The sequence below is a fragment of the Paenarthrobacter sp. 4246 genome (assembly GCF_040546855.1).
Lineage (GTDB): Bacteria > Actinomycetota > Actinomycetes > Actinomycetales > Micrococcaceae > Arthrobacter.
This window is the reverse complement of the sequence record NZ_JBEPOP010000003.1, coordinates 231,116-257,157: the sequence shown is the minus strand read 5'-3', so window position 1 is coordinate 257,157 and position 26,042 is coordinate 231,116. Positions and strand designations below refer to the sequence as shown.

Genomic DNA, 26,042 nt, shown 5'->3' with positions numbered 1-26,042 from the left:
ACCACCGAATCTACTGGCGAAGCTTGAATTTCCGTTCCATCCCCAGATGCTGACGCCGCCAAGTGCCAGGGGACATGTGACAGACGGCGGAGAACGTTTCATGAAAGGAGCTCAGCGACTGAAAACCCGCTCGCGCGGACACAACCGCGGTGGGAAGATCCGTCGTGAGAAGAAGACGCTGAGCGTGAGCGACGCGGTGTTGTCGCAGGTAAGCGTTGATGCCTATGCCAAAGACCTCACTAAAGATGGAAGCCGCCCGGTTGGGATGAAGGTGAATTGCAGCCGCTACATCCGTTGCACGGACTGGTGATCCTGAGTTTTCCTTGATGAACAGCGCCATCCTGGCGGCTCGTTGCATGTTCACAGAAGATTTGCCATGTTCCGGCACGGCTTCGGACCAATCACCAAGGGATAACCGAACCAGCAGTCCTTGGATTTCCAGCTCCGCGGCGTGTTGTCCAAGATGACCCGGGAAGTAGAGATCGTAGGCCCAGCGATGGAAACTCGCCTCCAACCCGGAGTAGTCCCCGTCTGATGGTCCATGGAGGATCTCTCCCTGGAGCAGCCGGGCCTTAACGTTCGCGGGGACTGACCAAGACAAGAACCGGGCCAACGGAACCGTGGCGAAAGCAAATGGCGTTGCCGGATCCATCTCCACCAATTGATGCGGTTGGGCGCCCCAAAACGCCGCCGGAATGCCTGCAGGGATGACGGAAGTGCGGCCGCCGGAGTCGTAGATCACAGGGGCGGCACTGAAGTTCACCTCAATGTCATTGTGAGCATGCGCTTCTGACATGCGGCTTGAATTGCCGCGCCACGCGACGAAGCCGAACGAGTTGTCGGTTTGCCGAGGCTCAGGGACATCTAACATGGTGGATTCTTGGAATTCTGTGGGGGAGAAGGCGACTCAGGTCCAGAACTCCAACCGTAGCATTGTGGTCTCGATCAAGTTCAAGGAGATAAGTCGTGACTCAAGAAATCCACCCTGCGGCCGGACCAGCTGCTCTACTCGCCGGAGCCCCCCGCGAATACCATCTGACTGACGAGGAGATCGCCAGCTTCGACGAGAACGGTTACGTTATCTTGCGCAATCGGATTGGCGGCGACCTGCTGAGAAAGCTGCAGGCCGCCTCAACTCGATGGATTGCCGACGGGCACGCCCTGAAAACTGAGGAAGACGGCCGCGGTGATTACAACTTCGCCACCCGCCCATCAGGGAGAGTACTTTTTCGAATCAACTATCTGCACAGCAAGCAGGAGGCCGCTTCATTGGAACTGCTTGGGAGCCCTGAAATGCTTGGAATCGCCGAAAGCCTTGCCGGCCCGAATTTCGTGCCAACCTACGAGTCGCTCGTCTTCAAGAACACTGGCGACGGAGCCCCGATCGATTGGCACCAAGATGCAGTGCACCCGAGAACCCACCGCATTTTTAACGTTGACGTCTATTTGGATGCAAGCCGCAAAGGGGCCGGGGCGCTGCGGGTCGCGCCGGGCTCCCACAAGCAAGTTGTTGACGTTTGCCAGCTTGAAGAGGAATTCGGCTGGGATGCCCCGGGCGTAATCCAGACGGAGATGAACCCAGGCGACATACTGGTGCACGACGTCATGTTGGTTCATGGCTCCGAGGCAACACTGGCGAATGCGCTACGCCGGACTATCTACTACGAATTCCGCCCGGCGGAGCAAATCCTCGCTGAAGGTCCTTGGGACCACAGCTTCATCGACCAACGACTGCGACTGGTGGCCTTGGGGCTGGCTGAATGGAAGAAACAAAACCCGACCAGCGGCCCGTTTGCATGGAACGTCGACGAAGAACTTGTGCCGACCCTAAGCAGCAACGCCGAGACCGAGCTTAGGATTGCCCACGCCACCCATAGTCCTGGGTCATTCTGCAGCGCCGGGAACGTCGCTCCAACACCCAATGGCCGCGCAGTCCGGATAGCATCACAGGGAGAAGCTCATTGATAGTCGGCTTGAATCCGGAGGGACTTAGGAGTCGCCGGATTCAAGCCGAGCTAGCGGCTACTTCTACTCGTCCTACTAAACTGGCGTGCGCGGTTATTCATGAGCCGGGAGTAGGCCCATTCCGGGTGGCTGGCAACGCCTTCGAAGTGGAAGTTTTCCCTGACCGCCTATGCTGAGCCAATGGGTTTTGGTCGTGAGTCGAGGCGTGTTCGTGATGAGTCGCTGCCGCTTAGCCATCGCTTTATGTCCCTTGGTTCCTGGATCCAGCAGGCGCAGCCGATCGGCTTTGAACCCACTTGGGCATACCTTGAGGCGAAGTTGAATCTTTCTTGGTATGAGCCGGACTTCTTGTTGCCAGCGATGGATATGTTGGAGGCAGAACGAGCGATTCATCTCCGGATTGCCGCGGAGTATGCCGACCTTCGTAGGCTGCAGAAGGCTGCCGGCCATCGGTCTCCGCCGCGGGACCAAGTTACCCCTATCGAGCCGCGCCGCTGGCACGGCGATGAACGGGCTGGCGCACGACATGCGCTGGAATCATGGCTCCGGCGCGTAGGCCTGGCTCTTTCCGACCCTTACGAGCGAAGAATCCGCGGTGTGGTGGAAGATGCTCTCTCAGGATCAACGCTGACAAAGCTTGACACTGACGAGCTCCAGTCACTTCTTGATGGCGCGCGCGCCCAGAGTGCGGGCTTCGCAGGTGGCACGGTTCCGTATCGGAATGCCTTGTCCTATCGTCAGCCTCTTGGGCACTTGTTTTTGATGTTTCATGAGGTTCCTTCCGTCGGGAAGCCCTGGAATTTTCGAACCCCTTAGATTCAGGTTGCCTGCTTTCGGGCGGCGATGTATTGGGCGTAGGCGGCGGCTGAGTCTGTTGCGTGGCGTTCGATGGTGGTGGGGGAGTAGCCGAGGGTTTCGGCGATGATGGCCACGGGGACGAGTTTGGTGAGTTCGTGGAGTGTTCCCAGGCGTGCGGCGCGGGTGCTGAAGAGTTTGCTGAGGCGGGTCGTGAGGTGTCCTGGGTGGATGTGGCGTCCGGGTGATGCTCCGCGGAACACCCATTTGGTATTTGGGTGCGCGGCGGTCAGCTCGTGGCCCGGGTTCGCGGCGAGCTCCCGCCATGGCTGCGCTAGAGGGTCTGGCAGTGCGATCTGTATGCTGCCGAGCTGAATGGTGACTAAATCATCAGTGACGCTGACGTCGTCCCAGGTGAGCCGTGCGATGTTTTCGGCTTGTTGTCCGAAGACGAGGATCAGGATGGCCGCGGCGCGGTCGCGGGTTTCCAGTTCTTTGGTGTGGATTACTTGGTGGAGTGCTTGGTCTTGTCCAGCCTTGGGGAGTCGTGGGCTGGTGCCGCGGCGGTGCGGAATGATGGTGGGCCCGGCGGGGGCGGTTTTGGTTTTGATGGCCCATTTGAGGAAGCGCTCAGCGATGCGTCTGGTTGTGGGTCCTTCGGCTTGCCAGACGTCCAGGTGGGGTTGCTGCAGGTCGGGGAGCTTGATGTCATGACTGGTGAGCCAGTTCAGGAAGTCGATGGCGACGGTGACTTCCTGCTTGGCACGAAGAAAAGTGCCGCGCGTAACTTCGTCCATGACATTCATGGGCCGTTGGTGGTGCCAGCGGATGTAGCGGCGGATCACGTCAAGGTGCTGAGGGTCGCCGACGCGTTCCAGGGCCTGTGCTGCCCAGTTGTCGTAGCGCGTCAGGAATGCATTTCGTTGGGGGAGCACGCCGTGTTCGATGAGGAGCCCCCGGACGTATTCGCGGGTGCGCGAGTCGGGTAGTTCGTCAAAAGTGTCGTGACTGATTCTGGGTGCGACGGCGAGGTTTCGAAGGAAGTCTGTGACGTGCTTTTGCCGGATCCAGGTCATGCCGCTGTTGGCCCGTTTCATTGACTTCAGGGCCGCTGCCAGCGGGATCAGTTCCGTTGCCATGATTCCCGTAGTCGGGTTGGTCAGCAGGTCGTCGACGATGTCGCCGAGGACGCAGCCCCAGCAGCGTGCACCGGTATAGAGTTCGTCTTCGGCGCCGCAGCTCTGGCAGTCGATATTGAGCCGAACGCCTGAGCAGTTACGGCATGCCGGCTGCTTATCGATGATTCCGGGCAGGACGCCGTCGTGGCCGCAGGGGCAGACTCCTCGGGTGCGTTTTGCCTGCTGGTAGCAGTAGCCGCAGACTCCACCGTCGGGCCAGCGCGCGACGGTTTGGTGGTGTTGGCCGCAGCGGCCGCAGGGGACCGGCCAGCGGGTGGGGTCCTCTGCTTTGCGTGGCCTACTCACCGTCTTCGGGAGCGACGAGCCGGACGCGTCGTGCGATCGGGTTTCCTGGTTGGATGCCGAGGTCTTCGCTGCGTTTCGGGGCGTTCGCTGTCGCTGCGGCGCGCATTTCTACGAAGGGTTCGAACAGGTCGTTTGGTGTGCAGTCCAGGATGTCGCAGAGCGCGGCGAATGTCCTGGCCGGAATGCGCTCCGGCGTGGAGGTGACCAGCCTGTAGACCTGGCTTTCGGAAAGGTTGATGCCACGGGATTTCAGGAGCGGCATAAGTTCGGTGGTCTTCCAGAGGTTCTGCTTTGCCGTCAGGGCTCGCAGGTTCCAGCGGTAGCCGATCCGGCGCTGTTCAGGCATCTGGGTCCTCCAAGTTCGCGATGCGGCGTTCAATCATCTGCTGCACGGTTTTCTGCTTGAAGTCCGACGATACCGAGGTGTAGAGCCCGGTGGTCGAGGCGTAGGAGTGTCCAACCTGCGTCTGCACGAAGGCCGCGTCATAACCGGCTTCGATCAGGTGGGTCACGTAGGAATGCCTGAGGCAATGCAGGCCCAGCTCTTGGGGCAGACCGACGGCATCCCGCGCGGCAGCGAACGCATCACCGAACGAGCCCAGGGACATCCGGGCGCCACGCTCGCTGGGCCACAGCGCCGAGGACCGTTCAGCGGTCGGAAACTGTTGCCGCATGCCGCCGGCTGTCCAGGTCTTGAGCTGGTCCACGACCCAGTCGAACTCCGGAACGGTCAACACGGTCCGCCTTCTGGGTCCTGAGCCTGCCGTGCCTTTGGCGAATCGGACCTGGACTGCTCCGAACCGTCCGTAGTCGCTGACGTGTGTGGGTTCGGGCCGAAGTCCTCCAGGTCCAGCATGGTCATTTCGCGTCGGCGAAGCCCGTAGGCGTAGCAGACCTTGAACGCCACCGAGTCCCGGAACAGGGGCAGCCAGCGCTTGCTGCCGGCGGCGTATTCACGGTCGACAAGGTCATCGAGGTAGTCGAAAAGCCGCTGCAGTTCCGCCTTGGTGAACGAGCGCTTCTTCGCAGGGACGGCATCATCGGTGGTGTGCCGTGGCGTGTTCCACTCGAAGCAGATCTGGCTCGGTATATCACCGAATGTCCGTTCGCAGAACTCGCCCCACCCATAGCCGGGATGCGTCAGGTAAGAGCAGAACATCGCCACGGCGTTGCTGTACGAGCGCAACGTCTTCAGGCTGATCGGCTTCTCGCCAGAACGCAGATCGGCCAGGAAATCATCGATGTCCGCGGGGCGCCATTGCCACGGAAATTCACCCGTGAACCGCTGAAAACGCTCCAGCAGCTGGCAGCGCTGCTTGATGGTGTCCGTCGTGAGGCCACGGGCAAGCATCTGCGCCCGCCAGCCATCCAGCATGGCCGTAAAAACCCGTTCATCAGCACGGAAGAGGATCCGGGCGCAAGTTCACACTCAAGGCGCGAGCATGTTCGTGACCAGTGAATCCTGTTTGACCTGCGGTGCGGAAACGTCGAAATCGTTGATAGACGGGAGTTCTCGCAGCTACTTCTACTCCCGTTACTTAAACGCCGATAATCTACATTATGTAAAGTAAGGCAAATGAGGTCCTCCCCAATGACCCGAAACCAACCGCTTCGCGGCTTGCCTGGCACCACGCTATTGCGCAGCAAACGTCGCAAAAGTGCAGTCAGCGCCGGGCCGATGTTGCGGTCAGCGCTGGGTTGACGTCAGGACATTCTGCGGTTCCTTGTCATGGAAACCAGCCGTATTCACCCCACTTGACCCTTGCCACACTCCTGCTAGTATCGAAAAAGCGAAGGCATGTCCTATCAAAAGAACAAAGGGTGACATACTCAGCACGTCGTACGGAGTGGCGTAGCGGAGCTTAACCTGGAATGCGGGGAACTTTCAGTGGCGAATCAACTTGGTCTCAACATCGACCGTTCCTCCCCCATACCGCTCTACCATCAGGTTGTCCAAGGCATCGAAGCCGCGATCCACAGCGGCCTATTGGAGCCCGGAAGCCGGCTGGATAACGAGATCGACCTCGCAGCACAGCTCAACTTGTCCCGGCCTACCATGCGCAAAGCCATGGATGAACTGGTCCGTTCCGGCCTTCTGGTCCGCAAACGCGGTGTCGGAACCCAAGTGGTCTCCAGTCAGGTCCGCCGGCCGCTGGAGCTCTCAAGCCTGTTTGACGACCTCACCAACAATGGCAAGAAGCCCACTACGGAAGTACTGAGCTTCTCCCACATGGAGGCTGACGCGCCGACTCTGGCAACCCTGCAACTGCCGGCCGGTTCCAAGGTCTACCACTTCACCCGCCTGCGCAAAGTGGGCGGAAAGCCATTGGCGCTGATGGAGAACTGGGTCCGCGACGACATCGCCACCATGGACGAAGCCATGCTTGCGGCCGAGGGCCTCTATGCGATTCTGCGCAGAGGCGGCGTGAACTTCCGCCTGGCCACGCAGCGCATCGGGGCAATGATTGCCAATGACTATCAGGCACCCCTTCTTGAAACCGACGTCAACTCTGCATTGGTCACCATGGAACGTACGGCGGTAGACGACACCGGGCGACGGGTCGAAACCGGCCATCACGTCTACCGAGCCGACTCCTACAGCTTTGAAATGACCCTCGTACAGCGCTAAACGCAAAGGACTCCCCTGCCATGACCAATTGGGTCTACCCCCTGGGCACTGCCGCCGACGGCGACTGGGATATTTCACTCGGAACCTCCGACTCCGCAACAGCGGTGGACGGCTGGGCCCATACTGGCCTGAAGGTCGCCACCCTCGCCGTGGGCACCGCCGTCGAACTTTCAGCGGTGAATGAGGAACGGATTGTGGTTCCCCTCAATGGATCATTCACTGTCACGGTGGACGGCGTCGAACACACCCTTGAGGGACGACCATCCGTTTTCAGCGGGCCCACTGACGTCTTGTATTCAGGCATAGGCAAAGCAGTTACCATCAGTTCGTCCAACGGCGGCCGCGTCGCTGTGGCCACTGCCCCGGCACAAGCCTCCCACCCAACGCGACTGGTAACAGCTGCTGAGACGCCGGTTGAATTGCGTGGAGCCGGCAATTGCTCACGGCAAGTCCACAATTTCGGGACACCGGCTGCCCTGGAAGCAGACCGTTTTATTGTCTGCGAGGTCATCACCCCTGCCGGCAACTGGTCCTCCTATCCCCCGCATAAGCATGATGAGGAGAAGGACGGAGAAACTCACCTCGAGGAAATCTACTATTTCGAGACCCAGGTTGCCGCTGGCTCCGGCGCTCCCTCCGACGCGGATGCCATTGGCTACCAGCGGGTATATGCCTCTGATGAGCGCCCCATTGATGTTTCGGCAGAGGTCCGCACGGGTGACGTAGTCCTGGTTCCCTACGGCTGGCATGGCCCCGCCATGGCGGCTCCTGGCTATGACATGTATTACCTCAACGTGATGGCTGGTCCCGGACCGGTCCGGGAATGGCTCATCAGCGACGACCCCCACCACGGCTGGGTCCGGCAGAGCTGGGACGGCCAGGACATCGACCCACGGCTTCCGTTCGGGGTTTGATCCGGCCGGTGGCCTTTCGCTGCACAGAGAAAGCCTCCTCCAGAATCCTTTGGATCCTGGAGGAGGCTTTTCGTTCGTCAGAACGTGACTGTCAAGGCCACCTTTACCGGCGATCCGGTGACCAACGATTCCTGGGCCGCGTCTGCCACCCGGGATGCTGCTACGGCATCTTCAGGCGTGCACGGGTTCTCCCGCTCCCCCAGAATCAACTCAACGAATGCCGCCATTTCGGTGCGGTATGCCGCCTCGAAGCGCTCGGCAAAAGTCTGGTGCGGATTCCCCGCCGGGAAGTTGACACCCGGTTCAGCCGAAACCATGGCAGTCTTCGCGTCCAAGCCCACCATGACTGATTTGTTGGAACCCTGGATCTCCAAGCGGACGTCGTGGCCCGCCCCGTTGTAGCGGCTTGCCGAGACGGTTCCCATGGTGCCGTCGTCGAAGGTAACCACGGCAAGTGCCGTGTCCACATCGCCCACAGCACCAATGGCGGGATCACCGTTGTTGGAACCCTTGGCATACACCTCAACGATTTCCCGCCCTGTCAGCCAGCGGAGGATGTCGAAATCGTGAACCGAGCAGTCGCGGAACAGACCGCCGGATGTCGCCAGGAACTCCACGGGCGGCGGCGTCATGTCGCAGGTAACGGCACGCAACGAATGGATCCATCCCAGTTCCCCGGCTTGGTAGGCGCGTCGTGCTTCGAGGTAGCCCGCGTCGAACCGGCGTTGATGGCCGATTTGCACCACGCCGTTGTTGGCCCTGACATAGTCCAGCACCGGAAGCGCGTCAGCCACGTTCATGGCTACCGGTTTCTCGCAAAAGACCGGGATGCCGGCGTCCACGCCTGCTCGAATGAGCTCGGGGTGCGTCCCTGTACCAGTGGCTATGACCAGGCCGTCCACTCCGGAGGCGATGAGGTCCGCAACCGTCGGCGCAAATTCGGCACCGAGGTCCGCCGCCACCGTCCTCGCGTGGTCAGCGGCAACGTCAGTGAGGCGAAGCCGCACCTTGACAGCCCTGTTACCAAGGCCCGGGTTCAACGCAGTGATGTTGTTCGCGTGCATGACGCCGATGCGCCCCACGCCGACCAAGCCGAGAATGATGTCTTTCATGATGTTCCTTCCAGAAAAATACTGCTACAGGACGGGGGTGGGCTGAGCCGTCACGTCGCCTTCGCCAGGGAACACGATTCCCAGTTGGCGGCGGATCTCGTCAGCGACTTCAAGTGTGCGAATCGAATCAGCGAGCATTCTTTGGCTCGCCTGCAGGCCACCTTCGGCAATGGTGCGGGCCACGGCTGCTGCCTCGTAGTGAAGGCCTTCGAAATGTCCGCCTGCTGCTTCGTCGTAACGAAGTCGGCGACCCTCCGGGAATCGGACCTCGAACGCTCCCGGCATGTTGAAGGGGCCTTCAATCACCAGAGCTGCCTTTGTACCCACAATGGTGGCTGCGGTGGGTGTGAAATTGTGCAGGTGTGTGTTCACGGATGCCTGCGCCCCGCCGTCGAAGGTCATGATGGCTGACAATTGGGCGTTGACCCCTGTCTCGTGGGGCTGCCCCAGTGCATGAAGCCGGAGTGGACTGCCCAACACTGCTGTGACCAGTGCCAGCGGGTACGTGCCGAGGTCAAGAAGCGGGCCTCCGGCCAGTTCGGGATTGAAAATGCGGTGGGAGGGATCGAAGTGCTCACCATACTCGGCAACAACAGTGGTGATGGCACCAAGCGTTCCAGCCTCCAGGAGTTGCCTGATCACATCAAATTTAGGCAGGAAGAAGGTCCACATGGCTTCAGCGGCAAACACTTCCGCGGCTCTTGCCCGCGAAGCAATGTCCCTGGCCTGGTGGGCACTGAGCCCAAGCGGCTTTTCGATCAGTACGTGCTTACCGGCGTCGATCGCCAACACCGCTGACGTGTGATGCGCGGTGTGGGGCGTACAGACGTAGACAATGTCGACGTCCGGAGCGGCGGCAAGTTCCTCATAGCTGCCATAGGCGGCTGGTACGTTGAATGCCTCCGCAAAGGCTTTTGACCTGCTCAGCGAACGGGATCCGACGGCGGTTATCACCTGCCCGGTATGCGCCTGGACAGATTCCGTGAACCGTTCGGCGATCCATCCCGGTCCCATGATGCCCCAGCGAAGGGCCGGAGCATCCCTGGAGTCCGGAACGCGGGACGCTGGGAGCAAAGCAGGCGTCATGAGTAGCTGACTTTCGTAGAGGCGCCGTTGCTGTGCAGTGATTGGATCATTGCCTGCGCAACGAGGGCTGCGTTGAGCCCTTCCTGCGCGCCTGCCAGTGGCGGACTCTCTCCATTGGCAAGTGCGGAGATCCAGGCCTGCAACTGGATCCGGTACGCGTCGGCGAAACGGGGGCGCCAGTCAGGCGGGATAACCCGCTGCTTGGTTCCGTCCTGTTCGATGCCGAGGAGGGAAGTGTCCTGCAACGCCGTGGTTCCCAGTTCGGAGACCACCTCACAGCGGGTGGTGTAGCCAAACCGGGCATTGAGATACAGCTCCAGTGTGGTGAGTGTTCCATCTGCGGTACGAAGGGTCATGAACGACGGATCCTGCAGCCCGCCTCCTGCATTTCGGGTGCTTTTTCCTGCCTGCCACGACACTTCCGCATTGGGCGAGTCCAAGAGCCAGGGAATGATATCCAGCTCGTGAATGGCTGAATTGGTAATGGCGGATTCCGAGGTGGTTCCAGGTGCTGCGGCAGCATTGCGACTAATGCAATGAACCACCAGAGGCTCCCCCTGCAACCTCTCATGCACGGTTTTCCGGAGTGCCACGTAGCCCGGGTCAAAGCGTCGCATGAAGCCAAGCGAAAGAAGCGAGGTTCCCGTTGCGGCAACCATGTCAGCGTCGGCTGCCACAACCTCCAGGCTTTCCAAAAGCGTCGGTGCAAGCGGCTTCTCGCACAGCACCGGGGTCATCGCCTCGAAGCACTCCAAAACCAAGGCGGCGTGCGTGGAATCGTGCGAAGCAACCACCACGGCGTCCACCACGCTGGAATTGATCAGTTCTGAGGGGTCCGTAGTGACGCGTGCGGAAGCGGGCGCCGCAGCGGCGGCGCGTCCGGCGTCGAGATCTGCCACAAAAGTGACTTCCGCTCCGCCGATGCTGGTGGCGAGGTTCCTGATATGGTCCGCGCCCATGATTCCGGCGCCGATGACGCCTACCCGGATCGGCATGGTGTTCCCTTCTGATAAATGAGGTGAAACCCGTCTGGATGCAGTGCACAGCGACGCGGGGTGTTCCGGAGTAAGCTCCGGAACACCCCGCCTCCTGCTCGCGTCAGGCGTGTTTCGGGCCGCCGGCGTTCACAGTGTCGTCGACGTCGGCTACCTCGGCCTTGACCGCTTCCACCACATCGCCGTGGCCCCCAAGCTGCTCCAACTCGTGTGCAAGTTCGGCAAGCTCTGCACCCCCGGCCATCTGGGCCGTAAGCTCGTCCAGGGTGATGTCCTTCTTGTCGTAGTAGCCAATCGATTTGCCGCGTTTGAGCAGCAGGAAGCGATCACCCACGGGGAAGGCGTGGTGCGGGTTGTGCGTGATGAAGATGACGCCGAGGCCGCGGTCGCGGGCTTGGAGTATGTAGCGGAGAACTACACCTGACTGTTTGACACCCAACGCCGCCGTGGGTTCGTCCAGAATGAGGACCTTCGCGCCAAAGTACACGGCTCGGGCAATCGCGACACACTGGCGTTCACCGCCGGAGAGCTGCCCAATGGGTTGCTCGACATCGCGCAGGTCAATGCCCATCTCGGCCAATTCCTTGAGCGTGATGGCCTTCATCTGTTCAACATCCATGCTCTTGAATGGTCCGAAGCCCTTGGTTAGCTCCGAGCCGAGGAAGAAGTTCCGCCAGATCGGCATCAACGGAACCACTGCAAGGTCTTGGTACACAGTGGCGATACCCGCGTCCAGGGCATCACGGGGCGAACCGAACTTTCGCTCCTCCCCCATGATGTTGAGCAGGCCTTCGTCGTGCTGGTGGAGGCCGGCGATGATTTTGATAAGGGTTGACTTGCCCGCCCCGTTATCGCCCAACACACAGGTCACACGGCCGTTGTCCACGGCCATGGTGACGTCACTCAGCGCGATGATATTGCCGTAATGTTTGCCCACTCCCTCAAGGGATAGGAGGTGCACGGGTGTATGGGTCAGGGGGTCGCTTTCGTTCTTAAGAAGTGTTTCCTGGTCGATTGCTTTGGCATTCATTTCCTTGGCCCCTTACTTGAGTTCCGCGCGGCGCTTGACGATGAGGTTGACGATGGTGGCGAGCAACAGCATCAGGCCCAGGAAGAACTTGAACCAGTCGGGGTTCCATTGCGCGTACACAATGCCCTTGTTGGCCATGCCGAAGATAAACGCGCCGATAGCACCGCCCACCGCTGAACCGTAGCCACCCGTCAGAAGGCACCCACCGATGACTGCGGCGATGATGTAGAGAAACTCATTGCCCACGCCTTCGCCGGACTGCACCGTGTCGAAAGCGAAGAGGTTGTGCATGCCCAGGATCCACCCGCAGAAGCCAACGCCCATGAACAGCCCAATCTTGGTGGCCTTGACCGGAACGCCGACAGCCCGGGCGGCATTCGCGTCGCCTCCGACTGCGAAGATCCAGTTCCCAACCCGGGTCCGCATGAGAACCCAGGTGGCGACCGCTACGAGGGCGATCCAGATGAACACTGTGATCTTGACGTCGATGCCCGCGATGTTCACCGACGAAGCGAAGACCCCGCGTGCGGTGTCGAAGCCGTCCATGTTCGAGATGGACGGTGAGGAAACAGAGCCACCGATCAACCGGGTCAAACCCAGATTCAAGCCGGTCAGCATCAGGAACGTTGCGAGGGTGACGATGAAGCTGGGGAGCTTGGTCTTCATGAGGATCCACCCGTTGATGAAACCTATGGCCAGTGACACCACCAAGGCCAGGATCACACCGACCCAGACATTGGTGCTGAAGTACCAGCTGAACATCGAGGCAGTCAGGGCCGACGAGATCACAGCGACGCCTGTGGAAAGGTCGAACTCTCCACCGATCATCAGAAGTGAGACACCAACAGCCATGATTCCGATGGTTGAGCTTCCGTACAGCACGGTGGCGAGGGCGTTGGGTTGGGTGAACGTCGGGGAGACCAAAGCAAAGAAGATAAAAAGTACGATGGCACCGACGAGGGCACCCACCTCGGGCCGGCCGAGCATCTTCTGCAGTGGGCTGCGGCGGGCGACCCGCTCATCAAGGGCGGGAGGAGTGAGCTTTTGAGTGATGGTCATGATAATTCTCCTTGTTGCCGGGCCGGCCGCTGGGCCGGCCCGGCCAGCTGGCTGTTAGCGGATACCCTGTTCAGCGAACTTCAGGACGTCGGCAGCGTTGGACTGATCAACGATGGCAGGTCCCGTGAGCACTGACTGCCCGCCGCCGACTTTGAAACCGCCACGCTTGTTCTGCCACAGCGCATCCACGGCCCCGTAACCCTGGAGCCACGGCTGCTGGTCCACAGTGAACAGGACGCTGCCATCGGCAACCTTTTGGGCGAGTTCCTTATTGAGATCGAAGCTCGCGACCTTTGCCGAACTCCCGGCCGTGCTGACTGATTTCAACAGTGTCAGGGTGATGGGCGCACCGAGGCCGATGATGACGTCGGCATCCTTGGAGGCCTGCAGTTTTGCAGTGGCCGTTGACTCCACCGATGTCATGTCAGCTCCATTGACGTAGAGGATCTCCGTCCCAGGGACTTTTGCCTTAACACCTGCGCACCGGGCTTCCAGTCCTACGTGCCCTTGCGCCTGGATGACGCATACCGGGTGCTTGTATCCGCCCTCTGCCAGGCGCGAACCCACTGCCTCACCGGCGAGCTTTTCATTTGAACCAAAGTGCGTAAACGCTCCAAGCTGCGCGGAGGCCGCCTCCCCCGCATTGAAGCTGACGATCGGAATGCCGGCGTCCGCTGCCTTCTTCAAGGCATCTTTTAATGCATCCGGGGTGGCAAGCGTTACGGCGATGCCGTCAACCTTCTGATCCACTGCCTGCTCAATGAGCTGCGCCTGCCGGCCGGCCTCCGGATCGGAGGTGTACAGGAGCTCCACATTGTCCTTCGCCGCGGCTTCCTCAGCACCTTTCCGTACGGTGTCCCAGAAGGTGTCACCCGCGGGTGCGTGGGCAATCAACGCAATCTTCATCCGCTCCGTGGTGGCCACCTGGCCTCCCCCACCGGCGGAGCCAGCCTCGGGAGCCCTCCCGCCGGTACTCGAACAAGCACTCAGAGCCACCATCGGCACAACTGCCGCAACCAGTGCTGCTTTGCGCCACGAAAAACCAGTCACCATAATCTCCTTTGATCCCAGGCCCGGGCCGCCACCTTGCAGCCTCCGGAGCACCGTCTACGTTTGATCATGGTGACTTGGCTCACGAATGTCAATAGTTTGTCCTGACATTAGTATGTTTGGACGTAGCCGCCGTTGGTTTTATTGCCTGCCCGCCGCGGGTACAGCGGTTGTTCCCCGGATAACCAAAGCTGGCTCGATCAACTTCCTGTGGGAACCCGCCGGGTTGCCTTGGATTCGATCCAGTAGCGCCCGCGCCACCGCCATGCCCACCATGTCGCTGCGGTTGTCCACGGACGTCAGCTCCAAAAAGCGCGACTTCGCCAAGGACGAATTGTCATAACCGACCAACGAAATATCCTCCGGCACCGTCAGGCCGCGGGACTTTATGGCGCCGAGGGCGCCCAGCGCCATGGTGTCATTGGCAGCGAAAATCGCTGTAATGCCGGGATGATGGTCCAAAAGCCAGCAAGCGGAGGCGTAGCCGTCCTCTTCCGAGGTACCTCCCTCCTCCCCCACAATCACCGGATCCATGCCGGCCTGGCGGGTACGCCACTGAAAACCATCCCTTCTGTGGGCAGCGGCGCCACCAGTTCCCGAAAGGTGTCCGATGCTGCGATGCCCAAGGCGCATCAGGTGGTCCGCGGCCATGGCGCCGCCACCATCGTCATCGTTGGTTATCAGGCTTACCTCCTCCGGCACGCCATGACGCCACCCAGCCACGACGGTGGGAACCTCGGCGCCGCCCAGCGCAGTGCCCCCAGGTTCCGCCGCAATGACCAACCCATCAACGTGCATCGCCAGCAAGCCATCCGCGGCCTCCTTGATGCGGTTTTCACCCGGACGCGAGTCAGCGAGCATGACCTGGAAGCCCGGTTCCGTCAGGACGGATTCCATCCCGCGCAGCAGGTCAACAAACCATAGGTTGCGGTAGTCGTCGATGACGAGCCCGATACTTTTAGTCCGGTTGCTCGCGAGCGTGGTCGCCGCCCGACTGGGACGGTATCCCAGCTCCGCAATGGCATTCCGGACCGCCTCGCGGCGCTTGTCACTGACCCGATCAGGGTTCTGCAGGACCAGCGAAACGAGCGACGGCGAGACGCCGGCCGACTTTGCGACATCGTAAATGGTTGGTCGTCGAGCCTGGGGTATGCGTGGAGTCATGAGGCATATCCCCCACGGGCCTGGTCACGGCACAGGCAATGATTGACAGGACATATAGACATAGTTACGCTCAAAGTCAGCATACAAAATTGTAGCGCTGCAAAATGCCGTTGAGCCTCCCGCCACGGCTGAATTTCAAAGGAGAAATCATGGCTGACAGCCTTGGTGTCGCGGTTATCGGCGCAGGTATGGCCGGTAAGGCCCACGCGGCGGCCTACCGGACAGCGTCTACCCTCTACAGCCCGGTGTTGCCGCAGATCCGATTGGTTTCCATAGGTGACGTCAACGCCGAATTTGGCTCACTCGCTGCCCGCCGCTTTGGCTACGAGCGGCATGACACCTCGTGGCAGGCCATCGCCGAAGCAGACGATGTTGACATCGTCAGTGTGGTCATTGCCAACTCGCTCCATCGCGAGGTAGTTGAAGGCCTCCTGGCCGCCGGCAAGCACGTGCTGTGTGAGAAGCCCCTCAGCGATTCGTTGGAGGACGCTCGCGCCATGGCCGAAGCTGCGCGGGCTGCCGAGAGCCGCGGAAACCTGGCCCGAATCGGCTTCACCTTCCGCCGCACCCCGGGCATTGCCTATATCCGGGACCTCATTCAGAACGGCGTTCTTGGCAACGTCCTGCACTTCAGCGGCCGGTACTGGACCGACTACGGCTTCAGCCCCTCCGCCCCCATGAGCTGGCGCTATAAAGGCGGCCCCGGTTCCGGCGCGCTGGCCGACGTCGGAAGCCACCTGACCTATGTTTCCGAATTCCTCTGCGGCGACATCAAATCCATCAGCGGCGGCCGCCTGACCACCGCGATCGACAAGCGGCCCCTGCCGCTGAGCGCCGTCATGGGTCATGACCACGTTGCCGTCAGCGACACCTTCGAGGCCGTCGAGAACGACGACTATGCAGCCTTCAACGCAGAGTTCGCCAACGGCGCCGGCAGCTTCGAGGTCTCCCGCGTCGCCGCAGGACACGCCAACAGCCTCCAGTTGGAGGTCTTCTGCGAAAACGGCGCAGCAAAGTTCGACCAGCGCCGCCCCAGCGAAATCCAGCTGTTCCTCACCGACGGGTCCGGCAACGAGAATGGCTACCGCCAAGTCATCCTCGGCCCAGGCCACCCCTACATCACTGGCGGGCTGGCCATGGACGCTCCGGAGGTCGGCTTCGGCCAGAACGATGCGTTCGGTTACCAGGCCCGCGCGTTCCTTGAAGAAGTGGCAGGGCTCAGCGATGAAGCATCACTGCCCCGCTGCGCCACGTTCGAAGACGGCGTACGCAACATGGAACTTCTCGGCGCCGTTACCGAATCCGCCCTGAACAACGGAAAGAAGATCCAGCTATGAAGCTCGGCGTCTACAACGCGATTCTCCATGACCGTCCCCTGCCGGAGGCTTTGAAGGTCATTGCGGATCTGGGACTTACGGGAATTGAGATCAACACCGGCGGTTTCCTGCCTGCCGTGCACGTCCCAACTTTTGACGAGATCCTTCAGAGTGATGCCGCCCGTGACGATTACCTCGGAATTTTCGAGGGAACCGGGGTTTCCATTGCAGGGTTGAACTGCAACGGCAACCCGCTGCACCCCAAGCGCGAAATCGGTGAAAAGCATGCCGAAGACATCCGCCGCTCGATCCGTTTGGCCGAACGCCTGGGACAGAACCGCGTGGTGACGATGTCCGGTCTGCCCGGCGGTGAGCCCGGAGCCACAACGGTCAACTGGGTGGTCAACGCTTGGAATTCCGCAGCACTGGATGTACTCGACTATCAGTGGGGCGTCGCCGCGGAATTCTGGAAGGAAACCGACCGCCTTGCTGCGGACCATGGGGTAAAAGTGGCCTTGGAACTGCACCCGCAGAACATCGTCTTCAACACCGCGGACGTCCACAAACTGATTGAGCTCACGGGCGCCACGCACGTCGGGGTCGAACTGGACGCTTCCCACCTGTTTTGGCAGCAGATGGACCCGGTCGCTGTAGTCCGCGAACTGGGGCCGCTGGTGTTCCAGGCAGCCGCCAAGGATGTCCGCGTCAACACGGAGAATGCTGCACTCTACGGCGTACTGGACAACAGCTTCCGTCGGCTTTCCCCAGAGGAGAACCGCACCAACCTCGGCGGGGACGAATGGGCCAACGAATGGCCGAAAAATTCCGCGTGGGACTTCGTGGCCCTGGGCCGGGGACACGATACGGGGTTCTGGACAGAGTTCCTCCGCGCACTGCATGAGGTGGACCCTGAGATGCTGATCAACATCGAGCATGAAGACGTCTCCCTCGGCCGGATCGAAGGATTGCAGGTGGCAGCCCAAGTTCTGCTGGACGCAGATTCGGCTCTTTCAGCTTCCTTGAAGCCTGCCCAAGGCTAGACGGCTTTGAACTGTCGGGCATGACATCCCGACCCTGAGGGGGACAGCGCCAACGCGCCGTCCCCCTCATCTTTTACCCTGGGACACCGACAGGAGGAAAGATATGCGCATTGGCATTGTCGGCTGCGGAACAGGGGGAAGCGGCAACTTCCATAACCGCCGCTGGGATGCGGACATCCTGACGCTCGCCACGGTGTTGGCATCAGGCGAGCCGGGTGAGCTATGGCGCGCGCAGGGCCAGCATGGGCTTGTCCCGTCCGCGCAGGAAAACGACGCCGGCTTCTACACAGAGTTCGCAGGGGCAATCCGTGGCGAAGGCCCCAACCAGTTCCGGCGTCAGAAGGGATCCATACCCTCGAAGTCCTGGACGCGGCCCGCCGCAGCGCTGGAGAATGTTGTGGTTGCACTCTGAAGAGGCCCTGCTCCAAGCGCAGAAAACGCCCGATGCCTGCCGGCGTCGGGCGTTTTCTGCATGGTTGTCATCAAGCACAGTCTCCGAAGAAAGCAATTCTGCCAGTCAGCCGGTTACGCCGGCTTTCTCTTTGAAAAGGTGCTCCAGCTCCTCAAGGGACTTGCCTTTGGTCTCCGGAACAGTGCGCTTGACCCACACAATGGCGCACAACTGCAGCGCGACGAAGATAAAGAATGTCGCGGAGACTCCCATCAACGAGACCAACTGCGGGAAAAAGAAGCCGATCAGGAAGTTGATCATCCACAAGACAAAGACGCAGATACCCATACCGATGCCACGGACGTGCATCGGGAAGATCTCGGACATGGTCAGCCACGTCACGGTTCCAATACATCCCTGCATGGAGGCAAGGAACGTCACCATGAACAGCAACACCAGGTAGCCACGCAACGTACTTTCCGGCAAGGCAAGGGAGATAAGCGCAATGGCAGTCAGTGATGACGCCGTCCCCATCAACCCCACAATGAGCATGGGCTTCCGGCGCACCCGCGTCATCAAATACATGCCTACGATGACGGCTGCTACGGACGTCATGCCGTTGAGGACGTTGGCAATCAGGGCCCCTTGGTCCCCAAAACCGGATGAGGACAAGATGGTGGTCCCGTAATACATGATGGCATTGACGCCGCTGATTTGGTTGATGATGGCCATGCCAAGACCGACCACGAAGATCCTGCGTATCCAGGGAACAGCGAGATCCTTGAACGTGCCAAGCTTGGACTGATAGTCCTCCCTGGCCGCCTGGCGCACTTCGTCGAACTCAGCCCCGACGTCCCCTGCACTCCTTGTCGAGCGCAGAACTTCCAGGACTTCGCCGAATCGACCGGCTGACGCCAGCCAGCGTGGGCTCTCCGGCAGGACGAGCATGCCGAACCATAGAATCACGGCGGGAAGCGTGGCAATCACCAGCATCCAGCGCCACACGTGCATCTCTTCAGGGAACAGGTTTCCCAGCACCGCGTTGGAGGTAAAGGCCAGGAACTGGCCGGTGACGATCATGAGCTCGTTCTGTGTGACGATCCTGCCGCGCTGGGCAGCCGGCGACATTTCGGCCAGATACACGGGAACGATGACCGATGCACCGCCGACGGCGAGACCCAGGACTGTACGGGCAAGGACCAGGAGCTCCGTGCTTGGCGCCAGTGAGCAACCCACGGTGGCAAAGGCGAAGACCAGGGCCAGGCCCATGATCGTCCTGCGCCGTCCAAACCGGTCAGACAACCGGCCCGCGCTGATCGCGCCAAATGCCGCGCCGAACAGCAGCGTTGAGGTGACAAGGCCCTCGGTCAGCGGGGTCAGGCCGAGGTCTTTCTGCATAAACGGCAAAGCACCATTGATCACGCCGGTGTCATAGCCGAACAGCAGTCCACCGAACGTGGAGAACAGCGCTACCTTGCGGAGGAATTTCTTTGGATCAGACGGCTTGCCGGTCTTCTTGGAAGTGGCGGGAGGGTCAGCTGTCCAACCAGTGTCGGTCTCGATGGAAGAAGACTTGGTCATGGTTTCCTTTCCTCGCTACCGCTCCTCAGTTTGTCCGGGCAACATAGTCCACCATTGTCTTGAGCTGGTAGCGGGAGACATCTTCCCCGTTCTCATCCTCGGCGAAGACCGAGGAGACCATCACGGTGTTCTCCTTGTCCAGGAACCCGATCTCCTTCAGACCGCCAAAGAACTCGTCCCAGTTCACGTCACCATCGCCGATCTTGAGGTGCTGGTGGACGCGGACGGCATTGCCGGGCGGGTTGGTGATGTAGCGGAGGCCGTGGGAGGCGTGGTGGTTCATGGTGTCGGAGACGTGCACCAATCGAAGCTTGTCCCCCGCCGCCCGCATGATCTCCAACGGCTTGTTTCCCATGTGGAACGTGTGCGAGGCAACGTAAACCATCCCGATGTTCGGCGAGTTGACGCCCCGAATGACACGCAGGGCTGCCAGCCCGTCTTCCACAAAGTCATCAGGGTGGGGATCGATGAGCACGTCCATGTCCTCGCGTTCAATGATCGGCAACAGCTCTTCCATGGAGCGGTAGAACGCGCGCTCGGATTCCTCGGCCCTCTCAGGACGGCCGCTGAACTCGGTGTTCATCGTCTGGACGCCCAGGTCAACTGCGATCTGGATGGCACGCTTCCAGTAGCGAACAGCTGCCTCCCGGGCGTCTTCGTCGGGTCCTGACCAGCGAAGAACGGGCAGGACGGAGGCGATCTCGACGCCTGCGTCCTTACACGCCGCTTTCAGCTTGGCCACTAGCTCGTCGTCCGCCTTGGGGTGGTTGAAGAACGGGATGAGGTCCGCGTGCGGTGTCATCTGCAGGTACTTGTAGCCAAGGTCTGCAGCTACGCGGGGAAATTCCAGCAGGCTGTGGCTGTGGTGGAACGGCGTGGGATCAAGTGCGATCTTCATGACCCATCCCCTACTTGTAAAGATCCGGTTTGGTGTTCAGCTTAACTTTGACCTTTTCGCCGGACTTTTGGGCCTCGACGCCTGCTTCGCAGCAGGCAGCGGTGGCATAACCGTCCCAAGCGGTTGGACCGCCGATGTCACCGCGAAGGGCGTCATCCACCCAAGCCTGCACCTCGACGTCGTATGCTGCTCCAAACCGGTCCTCGAAGCCGGGAGTGACGGTCCCGCCCCACTTACCCGCGCTTTGAACGTAGGGACCGTTGTCGCCACCGATGCTGACGATCCCGTCTTCGAAGGACGCCTGCGTTGCCACCTGGTAGCCGAACTTTGCGTTGACATAGATTTCGACGTCGGCCAACACACCCGTCTCGGTTTCAAGCAGCACATGCTGGGGGTCATGCTGGCCGTTCGGTGCATTACGTGTCGGTTTACCCAGACGAACCTGCACGGAGGTGATTTCCTCACCGGTGAAGTAGCGGATCGCATCGAACTCATGGACTACGGAGTCGTTGATCAGCATCTCGTTGGTGAAGCCCGCAGGTGTGCTCGGGTTGCGGTGCTGGTGGTGCAACATCAGCAGCTCCCCCAATTCGCTGTTGCGGATGATGGCACCCAATGCCGAGTACTCGGCATCGAAGCGGCGCATGAAGCCCACCTGGATGCGCTTGTGCCCCAAAGCCTGCTCAGCCTGGACAACCTTCCATGCACTTTCGGCGTCCGGGGTCAGGGGCTTCTCACAGAGAATCGGGAAGTCTTTCTCCAGGGCCTTGTACAGAATTTCCTCGTGGAGGAAGCCCGGGGTTGCGATCAGGACGGCGTTCACGTCGCCGTTGTTGAGCGCCTCATCGGCGCTGGACAGCGCGACGGCGCCGTTGATGCCCTCGATGGCGGCCTGCGCCCGGGCAAGGTCGACATCGACGACGGCGGCAACCTCAGCGCCGTGGATGCGGGTGCTGAGGCGCTTGATGTGGTCCGCACCCATGCGGCCCGCACCGACGACGGCAACGCGGAGAGTCTTGGTCACTGTATTTGTCCTTCGTGAAGTTCTTCTGGGGTGGCGGTTGCTGGCAGCGTTACTGGACCCTGGTACGGGATCCGCAGGACAGCAGGTAATTGCGGGTTCGCTTGGCGATCGGCATGGGTACGTCGAAGGCTACCGGGTACATGTCCTGTTCCACGATGCCGAAGATCGGCCGGTTGAGCGCCTCGACGGCTTCGATGACGGCGCGCAAATCGGGCAGGCCGTTCGGCGGCTCGGTCATGACACCGGCCAGGTTGGCGGCTGCCCAGGTCATATTCTTTTCGTTGACCTCTGCGAGGACCTCGGGATTGATCTGCTTCAAATGCAGGTATCCAATGCGGTCCGGGTAGTTCTTGATGAGTTCCAGGCTGGACGCGCCGCAGTATTCAGCGTGCCCTGTATCCAGGCAGAGGTTCAGGTACTGCGGATCCGTGGCAGCAAGAAGGGTCTCGATGTCCTGCTGGGCTCCAACGTGGGAGTCGGCGTGGGAGTGGAACTGTTGGTGCAGCCCGAAGTCCTCCAAGAGGACCTTGCCCATGCGGTTGTGGCCTGCGAACAGGTCAGCCCATTGCTCGTCCGTGAGCTCGCCGTTCTCCACAGCTTCGCCAGTGACGTCGTCGCGCCACATCGCGGGGATGACCACGATGTGTTCACCGCCCATTGCGGCCGTGAGTTCGGCCACCTTGCGGGCCGGTTCCCACGCTTCTTCGTACTGCGTCGCACCGCGGTGGAACGCCGTGAAGACCGTACCCGCAGTGACTTTGAGGTCGCGCTGCTTCAGTTCCTCAGCCAGCCGGGTGGGGTCATTGGGCAGGTAGCCGTACGGACCCAGTTCAATCCACTTGTAGCCGGACTCCGCTACTTCATCCAGGAATCGCTCCCATGGAGTCTGCTGGGGGTCATCTGCGAACCAGACGCCCCAGGAATCGGGTGCAGTACCGATGATCAGCTTGTTCTCGACATCAGTCATGACGGCGTTGTCTTCCTTTGCGGCGGAGGGGTGGATTTAGTTGGAGGGGAAGTTGTACGAGGCGCCGGAGGCATGGGTGGGTTCGGGCCAGCGAGAGGTGATGACTTTGCCGCGGGTGTAGAAGGAGACGCCTTCGGGACCGTAGATGTGCTTGTCGCCGAAGAGGGAATTCTTCCAGCCACCGAAGGAGTGGTAAGCCACCGGGACGGGCAAGGGAACGTTGATGCCGACCATGCCCACGGTGACCGAGCGCTGGAACTTACGGGCATGTGCACCCGAAGAGGTGAAGATCGCGGTCCCGTTGCCGTAGGGGTTGGAATTGATCAACGCGATGCCCTCTTCGAGGTCTGCGACGCGGACTACTACTAGGACGGGCCCGAAGATCTCCTCGGTGTAGGCGGTCATTTCGGTCTTGACGTGGTCGATCACGGTGGGACCCACCCAGAAACCATCTTCGTGGCCGGGGACCACCAGATCGCGGCCGTCCACCACCATGGCAGCGCCGGCGGTTTCGGCTTCCGTGACGATCTTGACGATGCGTTCCTTGGACGCCGGGGTAATCACCGGGCCCATTTCGGCGTCGGGTTCGGTGCCGTTCTTAACCTTCACGGCCAGGGCGCGTTCTTCGACCTTCTTCACGATCAGGTCCGCGGCGTCCCCGACGGCAACGGCGACGGAGATGGCCATGCAGCGCTCCCCCGCGGAACCGAAAGCGGCAGCAGCGAGGTGGTCTGCTGCATTGTCCAGGTCGGCGTCGGGCATCACGATCGCGTGGTTCTTCGCGCCGCCCAGGGCCTGGACGCGCTTGCCGTGCTTGGTGGCGGTCTCGTGGACGTACTGGGCGATCGGAGTGGAGCCGACGAAGGAGATGCCGTCCACGTCCGGGTGGGTCAGGAGGCCGTCGACGGTCTCCTTGCCACCGTGCAGGACCTGGAACACGCCATCGGGCAGGCCGGCCTGCTTCCAGAGCTTGGCCAGGAGCATCGAAGCGGACGGGTCGCGCTCGGACGGCTTGAGGATAAACGCGTTGCCGGTGGCGATGGCCATCGGCGCCATCCACAACGGAACCATGACCGGGAAGTTGAACGGCGTGATGCCGGCAACGACGCCCAGGGGTTCGCGGAAAGAGAAGACGTCGATCCCGGTGGAGACCTGGTCAGAGTAGTCGCCCTTGAGCAGCTGCGGGATGCCGCAGGCAAACTCGATGACTTCCAGGCCACGGCCGATCTCACCCTTGGCGTCGGAAAGGACCTTGCCGTGCTCTGCGGTAATCAGCTCGGCGAGTTCGTCCACGTGAGCTGCGACCAGTTCGCGGAACTTGAACAAGACGGCGGTGCGCTTGGCCAGGGAAATGTCACCCCAGGTATCGGCGGCCTTGCGGGCCGCTGCGACCGTGGTGTTCAGGTCCGCCTCGTTGGCCAGGCGCAATTCAGCGGTGACCTGGCCAGTGGCCGGGTTGTACACCGGCTGGGTACGGTCGCCCTCGCCCGTGGTTTCAGCGCCGTTGATGAAGTGGTGGATGGTGGTCAGTGTGGTCGTCGTCGACATGTGCGGACTTCCTTGTGGTCTGTGGGATCTGTGTGTCTGGGAAATCAGCCGAGCAGCTTGCGCTGGCGGCTCTTGTGGTCTGTGTACGTCTTGTAGGCCTGCTGGGTGGATTCCAGCTCGGAGACTGCCGAAACGGGGACATCCCACCAGGACTCGGAGCTCGGGGCGTCCAACAAGGGATCGGACTCGACGTGGATCACGATCGGACCGGTCTCAGGAGCTGCCTTGGCTTCCTTGATCGCCGCACCAAGGGCTTCGATGACGTTCTCGCCCGGTTCGATGCGGATGACTTTCGCGCCCAGTGACTCGGCGTTCGTGGCTAGGTCGATCGGAAGGTGCTCCCCGGCGTCGAAGCTGTGCTGCTCCTTGTCCAGGACCCGGTACTGGGTACCAAAGCGCTGGGAACCGAGGGACTCGGACAACGAACCGATGGATGCGTAGCCGTGGTTCTGGATGAGGACCACGATCAGTTTGATGCGTTCGGCGACGGCGGTAACCAGTTCGGTGTGCATCATAAGGTAGGAGCCGTCCCCCACCATGACCACCACATCCCTGTCGGGGCCGCCGGCCGCGGCTTCGGCCAGCGCTGCTCGTTTGACGCCGAGGCCGCCGGGGATTTCGTAGCCCATGCAGGAGTACGCGTATTCCACGTGGTAGCCGAACGGGTCCCGGACGCGCCACATCTTGTGCAGGTCACCGGGCAGCGACCCCGCGGCACAGATGACAACGTCGTGGTCGTCCATGGCCTTGTTGGTGGCGCCGATGATTTCGTTCTGGGCAGGCAACGGCGCATAGCGGGTTTCGAAGGCTTCGTCCACGATCGCGTTCCAGCGCTTCTTCTCCGCCGCAACCTTCTCTTCCAGGTCCGCACCCACGCGGTAACCGCCCAAGGCCTGGTTGAGCTTCACCAGCGCCTTGCGGGCATCGGCGACGATCGGCAGCGTCGTGCCGTGCTTGTAGGCATCGATCGGCGCGACGTTGATGTTCACGAACTTTACGTCCGGGTTCTGGAACGCCGTACGGGACGCTGTGGTGAAGTCCTCGTAGCGCGTGCCGATCCCGATGATCAGATCCGCTTCGGCAGCGATGGCGTTGGCCGCCGTCGTACCGGTTGAGCCGATGGCACCGAGGGAGAACTTGTGGTCCCAGGGCAGGACGCCGACGCCGGCCTGGGTGTTGCCCACCGGGATTCCCGTCAGCTCAGCGAATTTGGCAAGTTCGTCATTCGCGTAGGCGTACAGGACACCGCCACCGGCAACGATCAGTGGACGTTTCGCGGCGCGGATGGCCTCCACGGCACGGCGGATGTCATCGTCCTCAGCCTCGGGACGGCGTATCCGCCACTCCCGTTCGGACAGGAACTCTTCGGGAACATCGAAAGCTTCGGCCTGCACGTCCTGCGGCAGGGAAATAGTCACCGCGCCCGTTTCGGCCGGATCCGTCAGGACCCGGAGTCCGTGGTGGAACGCGGAGAACAGCTGCTCCGGCCTGGAGACCCGGTCAAAGAACTTCGACAACGGCCGGAACGCGTCGTTCACCGTGATGTCATAGGCGTACGGCAACTCCAACTGCTGCAACACCGGGTCAGCAGCGCGGGTAGCGAACGTGTCCGAGGGCAGCAGCAGAACGGGCAGTCGGTTGGTGGTAGCCAATGCGGCACCGGTCAGCAGGTTCGAAGAGCCCGGACCGATGGAGGTGCTGATCGCGAACGTCTGCCGGCGACGGGTATGCCGGGCATAACCAACTGCCTGATGGACCTGGGCCTGTTCGTTGCGCCCCTGGTAGTACGGCATGATGGACGGGTCCGCGGCCTGGTACTGCTTCAACGCCTGGCCCACCCCGGCCACGTTGCCGTGCCCGAAGATACCGAACGTGCCCGGAATCAGGCGCTCGCGATACTCGACACCGGCCACCGAATCCACGCTGTACTGCTTGGAAAGGAACTCGACCACGGCTTGGGCCACGGTCATCCGACGGGTTGCTGTACCCATTGC

At 61.2% G+C, this 26,042-nt stretch carries 25 protein-coding genes; 7 read left to right on the top strand and 18 right to left on the bottom strand.

Annotated features, from left to right (window positions below; genetic code table 11):
* Positions 1 to 10 precede the first annotated feature (10 nt).
* The gene (locus ABIE35_RS06565; protein ID WP_354513400.1) at positions 11 to 652 is read right to left on the bottom strand and encodes a helix-turn-helix domain-containing protein; all 642 of its coding nucleotides are present in this window, start codon (positions 650 to 652) and stop codon (positions 11 to 13) included.
* A gap of 314 nt (positions 653 to 966) precedes the next feature.
* On the opposite strand from ABIE35_RS06565, the gene ABIE35_RS06560 reads away from it, so the two are divergent.
* Both ABIE35_RS06560 and ABIE35_RS06555 read left to right on the top strand, forming a co-directional pair.
* Positions 967 to 1,965 (top strand): phytanoyl-CoA dioxygenase family protein, encoded by a 999-nt coding sequence (locus ABIE35_RS06560; protein WP_354513398.1) that lies wholly within the window; start codon positions 967 to 969, stop codon positions 1,963 to 1,965.
* Between the two features lie 180 nt (positions 1,966 to 2,145).
* Positions 2,146 to 2,781 carry a hypothetical protein gene (locus ABIE35_RS06555; RefSeq protein WP_354513396.1) on the top strand — a complete coding sequence of 212 codons (636 nt, stop codon included), beginning with the start codon at positions 2,146 to 2,148 and terminating at the stop codon, positions 2,779 to 2,781.
* Positions 2,782 to 2,783: 2 nt separating this feature from the next.
* On the opposite strand, the gene ABIE35_RS06550 is transcribed toward ABIE35_RS06555, so the two are convergent.
* From ABIE35_RS06550 to ABIE35_RS06535, 4 genes are read right to left on the bottom strand one after another with little or no spacing between them, the layout of a single operon-like run.
* A complete protein-coding gene (locus ABIE35_RS06550; RefSeq protein ID WP_354513394.1) occupies positions 2,784 to 4,244 on the bottom strand; it encodes a site-specific integrase in 1,461 nt (486 codons plus the stop codon).
* A complete protein-coding gene (locus ABIE35_RS06545) occupies positions 4,237 to 4,590 on the bottom strand; it encodes a helix-turn-helix domain-containing protein (RefSeq protein WP_354513392.1) in 354 nt (117 codons plus the stop codon). Before ABIE35_RS06545 ends, ABIE35_RS06550 begins: the two co-directional genes overlap by 8 nt.
* A complete protein-coding gene (locus ABIE35_RS06540) occupies positions 4,583 to 4,981 on the bottom strand; it encodes a tyrosine-type recombinase/integrase (RefSeq protein ID WP_354513390.1) in 399 nt (132 codons plus the stop codon). Before ABIE35_RS06540 ends, ABIE35_RS06545 begins: the two co-directional genes overlap by 8 nt.
* Positions 4,975 to 5,619 (bottom strand): site-specific integrase, encoded by a 645-nt coding sequence (locus tag ABIE35_RS06535; RefSeq protein ID WP_354513388.1) that lies wholly within the window; start codon positions 5,617 to 5,619, stop codon positions 4,975 to 4,977. The genes ABIE35_RS06540 and ABIE35_RS06535 overlap by 7 nt, the downstream gene beginning before the upstream one ends.
* A 513-nt stretch (positions 5,620 to 6,132) precedes the next feature.
* Between ABIE35_RS06535 and ABIE35_RS06530 the strand changes: the two genes are divergently transcribed.
* Positions 6,133 to 6,873, top strand: a complete 741-nt coding sequence (locus ABIE35_RS06530) for a GntR family transcriptional regulator (protein WP_354513386.1) — start codon at positions 6,133 to 6,135, stop codon at positions 6,871 to 6,873.
* A gap of 20 nt (positions 6,874 to 6,893) precedes the next feature.
* A complete protein-coding gene (iolB, locus tag ABIE35_RS06525) occupies positions 6,894 to 7,787 on the top strand; it encodes a 5-deoxy-glucuronate isomerase (RefSeq protein ID WP_354513384.1) in 894 nt (297 codons plus the stop codon).
* A gap of 77 nt (positions 7,788 to 7,864) precedes the next feature.
* Here iolB and ABIE35_RS06520 read toward each other — a convergent pair whose 3' ends face one another.
* The 7 genes from ABIE35_RS06520 to ABIE35_RS06490 form a co-directional block, all read right to left on the bottom strand.
* Positions 7,865 to 8,899, bottom strand: coding sequence for a Gfo/Idh/MocA family oxidoreductase (locus tag ABIE35_RS06520; protein WP_354513382.1), 1,035 nt, complete (start codon positions 8,897 to 8,899; stop codon positions 7,865 to 7,867).
* A 24-nt stretch (positions 8,900 to 8,923) separates the two neighbouring features.
* Positions 8,924 to 9,985: a Gfo/Idh/MocA family protein gene (locus tag ABIE35_RS06515; RefSeq protein WP_354513380.1), complete on the bottom strand. Its 1,062-nt coding sequence runs from the start codon at positions 9,983 to 9,985 to the stop codon at positions 8,924 to 8,926.
* Entirely contained in the window at positions 9,982 to 10,980 is a 999-nt protein-coding gene (locus ABIE35_RS06510; RefSeq protein ID WP_354513378.1) for a Gfo/Idh/MocA family oxidoreductase, read from the bottom strand. The genes ABIE35_RS06515 and ABIE35_RS06510 overlap by 4 nt, the downstream gene beginning before the upstream one ends.
* 103 nt (positions 10,981 to 11,083) lie before the next feature.
* On the bottom strand, positions 11,084 to 12,010 hold the full coding sequence (locus ABIE35_RS06505; RefSeq protein WP_089595159.1) for an ATP-binding cassette domain-containing protein: 927 nt from the start codon (positions 12,008 to 12,010) through the stop codon (positions 11,084 to 11,086).
* Between the two features lie 12 nt (positions 12,011 to 12,022).
* Complete coding sequence (locus ABIE35_RS06500) at positions 12,023 to 13,069, bottom strand: ABC transporter permease (protein ID WP_354513376.1); 1,047 nt, start codon at positions 13,067 to 13,069, stop codon at positions 12,023 to 12,025.
* Between the two features lie 54 nt (positions 13,070 to 13,123).
* Positions 13,124 to 14,119: a substrate-binding domain-containing protein gene (locus ABIE35_RS06495; protein WP_207597561.1), complete on the bottom strand. Its 996-nt coding sequence runs from the start codon at positions 14,117 to 14,119 to the stop codon at positions 13,124 to 13,126.
* A 141-nt stretch (positions 14,120 to 14,260) separates the two neighbouring features.
* Positions 14,261 to 15,283, bottom strand: a complete 1,023-nt coding sequence (locus tag ABIE35_RS06490; protein WP_207593606.1) for a LacI family DNA-binding transcriptional regulator — start codon at positions 15,281 to 15,283, stop codon at positions 14,261 to 14,263.
* A gap of 149 nt (positions 15,284 to 15,432) precedes the next feature.
* Between ABIE35_RS06490 and ABIE35_RS06485 the strand changes: the two genes are divergently transcribed.
* The 3 genes from ABIE35_RS06485 to ABIE35_RS06475 all read left to right on the top strand — a co-directional run bounded on the left by ABIE35_RS06485 (position 15,433) and on the right by ABIE35_RS06475 (position 18,051).
* Complete coding sequence (locus ABIE35_RS06485) at positions 15,433 to 16,620, top strand: Gfo/Idh/MocA family protein (protein WP_354513374.1); 1,188 nt, start codon at positions 15,433 to 15,435, stop codon at positions 16,618 to 16,620.
* On the top strand, positions 16,617 to 17,639 hold the full coding sequence (locus ABIE35_RS06480) for a sugar phosphate isomerase/epimerase family protein (RefSeq protein WP_337340290.1): 1,023 nt from the start codon (positions 16,617 to 16,619) through the stop codon (positions 17,637 to 17,639). The genes ABIE35_RS06485 and ABIE35_RS06480 overlap by 4 nt, the downstream gene beginning before the upstream one ends.
* Positions 17,640 to 17,742: 103 nt before the next feature.
* Entirely contained in the window at positions 17,743 to 18,051 is a 309-nt protein-coding gene (locus ABIE35_RS06475) for a hypothetical protein (protein ID WP_354513372.1), read from the top strand.
* A 105-nt stretch (positions 18,052 to 18,156) separates the two neighbouring features.
* On the opposite strand, the gene ABIE35_RS06470 is transcribed toward ABIE35_RS06475, so the two are convergent.
* From ABIE35_RS06470 to iolD, 6 genes are read right to left on the bottom strand one after another with little or no spacing between them, the layout of a single operon-like run.
* A complete protein-coding gene (locus tag ABIE35_RS06470; RefSeq protein ID WP_354513370.1) occupies positions 18,157 to 19,611 on the bottom strand; it encodes a sugar porter family MFS transporter in 1,455 nt (484 codons plus the stop codon).
* 25 nt (positions 19,612 to 19,636) lie between these two features.
* Positions 19,637 to 20,509, bottom strand: a complete 873-nt coding sequence (locus ABIE35_RS06465) for a sugar phosphate isomerase/epimerase family protein (protein WP_337340287.1) — start codon at positions 20,507 to 20,509, stop codon at positions 19,637 to 19,639.
* A gap of 10 nt (positions 20,510 to 20,519) precedes the next feature.
* Positions 20,520 to 21,533, bottom strand: a complete 1,014-nt coding sequence (locus tag ABIE35_RS06460) for a Gfo/Idh/MocA family protein (protein ID WP_354513367.1) — start codon at positions 21,531 to 21,533, stop codon at positions 20,520 to 20,522.
* A 49-nt stretch (positions 21,534 to 21,582) separates the two neighbouring features.
* On the bottom strand, positions 21,583 to 22,500 hold the full coding sequence (locus ABIE35_RS06455; protein WP_354513365.1) for a sugar phosphate isomerase/epimerase family protein: 918 nt from the start codon (positions 22,498 to 22,500) through the stop codon (positions 21,583 to 21,585).
* 36 nt (positions 22,501 to 22,536) lie between these two features.
* Positions 22,537 to 24,048: a CoA-acylating methylmalonate-semialdehyde dehydrogenase gene (locus ABIE35_RS06450; protein WP_354513363.1), complete on the bottom strand. Its 1,512-nt coding sequence runs from the start codon at positions 24,046 to 24,048 to the stop codon at positions 22,537 to 22,539.
* 44 nt (positions 24,049 to 24,092) lie between these two features.
* Entirely contained in the window at positions 24,093 to 26,039 is a 1,947-nt protein-coding gene (iolD, locus tag ABIE35_RS06445; protein WP_354513361.1) for a 3D-(3,5/4)-trihydroxycyclohexane-1,2-dione acylhydrolase (decyclizing), read from the bottom strand.
* Positions 26,040 to 26,042 lie beyond the last annotated feature (3 nt).

Bases quoted from the DNA above. Each gene is read 5' to 3' on its own strand.
- ABIE35_RS06565 (WP_354513400.1), bottom strand. From the start codon at position 652: ATGGATCCGGCAACGCCATTTGCTTTCGCCACGGTTCCGTTGGCCCGG.
- ABIE35_RS06555 (WP_354513396.1), top strand. From the start codon at position 2,146: ATGGGTTTTGGTCGTGAGTCGAGGCGTGTTCGTGATGAGTCGCTGCCG.
- ABIE35_RS06545 (WP_354513392.1), bottom strand. From the start codon at position 4,590: ATGCCTGAACAGCGCCGGATCGGCTACCGCTGGAACCTGCGAGCCCTG.
- ABIE35_RS06535 (WP_354513388.1), bottom strand. From the start codon at position 5,619: ATGCTGGATGGCTGGCGGGCGCAGATGCTTGCCCGTGGCCTCACGACG.
- iolB (WP_354513384.1), top strand. From the start codon at position 6,894: ATGACCAATTGGGTCTACCCCCTGGGCACTGCCGCCGACGGCGACTGG.
- ABIE35_RS06520 (WP_354513382.1), bottom strand. From the start codon at position 8,899: ATGAAAGACATCATTCTCGGCTTGGTCGGCGTGGGGCGCATCGGCGTC.
- ABIE35_RS06515 (WP_354513380.1), bottom strand. From the start codon at position 9,985: ATGACGCCTGCTTTGCTCCCAGCGTCCCGCGTTCCGGACTCCAGGGAT.
- ABIE35_RS06510 (WP_354513378.1), bottom strand. From the start codon at position 10,980: ATGCCGATCCGGGTAGGCGTCATCGGCGCCGGAATCATGGGCGCGGAC.
- ABIE35_RS06505 (WP_089595159.1), bottom strand. From the start codon at position 12,010: ATGAATGCCAAAGCAATCGACCAGGAAACACTTCTTAAGAACGAAAGC.
- ABIE35_RS06500 (WP_354513376.1), bottom strand. From the start codon at position 13,069: ATGACCATCACTCAAAAGCTCACTCCTCCCGCCCTTGATGAGCGGGTC.
- ABIE35_RS06490 (WP_207593606.1), bottom strand. From the start codon at position 15,283: ATGACTCCACGCATACCCCAGGCTCGACGACCAACCATTTACGATGTC.
- ABIE35_RS06485 (WP_354513374.1), top strand. From the start codon at position 15,433: ATGGCTGACAGCCTTGGTGTCGCGGTTATCGGCGCAGGTATGGCCGGT.
- ABIE35_RS06480 (WP_337340290.1), top strand. From the start codon at position 16,617: ATGAAGCTCGGCGTCTACAACGCGATTCTCCATGACCGTCCCCTGCCG.
- ABIE35_RS06475 (WP_354513372.1), top strand. From the start codon at position 17,743: ATGCGCATTGGCATTGTCGGCTGCGGAACAGGGGGAAGCGGCAACTTC.
- ABIE35_RS06470 (WP_354513370.1), bottom strand. From the start codon at position 19,611: ATGACCAAGTCTTCTTCCATCGAGACCGACACTGGTTGGACAGCTGAC.
- ABIE35_RS06465 (WP_337340287.1), bottom strand. From the start codon at position 20,509: ATGAAGATCGCACTTGATCCCACGCCGTTCCACCACAGCCACAGCCTG.
- ABIE35_RS06455 (WP_354513365.1), bottom strand. From the start codon at position 22,500: ATGACTGATGTCGAGAACAAGCTGATCATCGGTACTGCACCCGATTCC.
- ABIE35_RS06450 (WP_354513363.1), bottom strand. From the start codon at position 24,048: ATGTCGACGACGACCACACTGACCACCATCCACCACTTCATCAACGGC.
- iolD (WP_354513361.1), bottom strand. From the start codon at position 26,039: ATGGGTACAGCAACCCGTCGGATGACCGTGGCCCAAGCCGTGGTCGAG.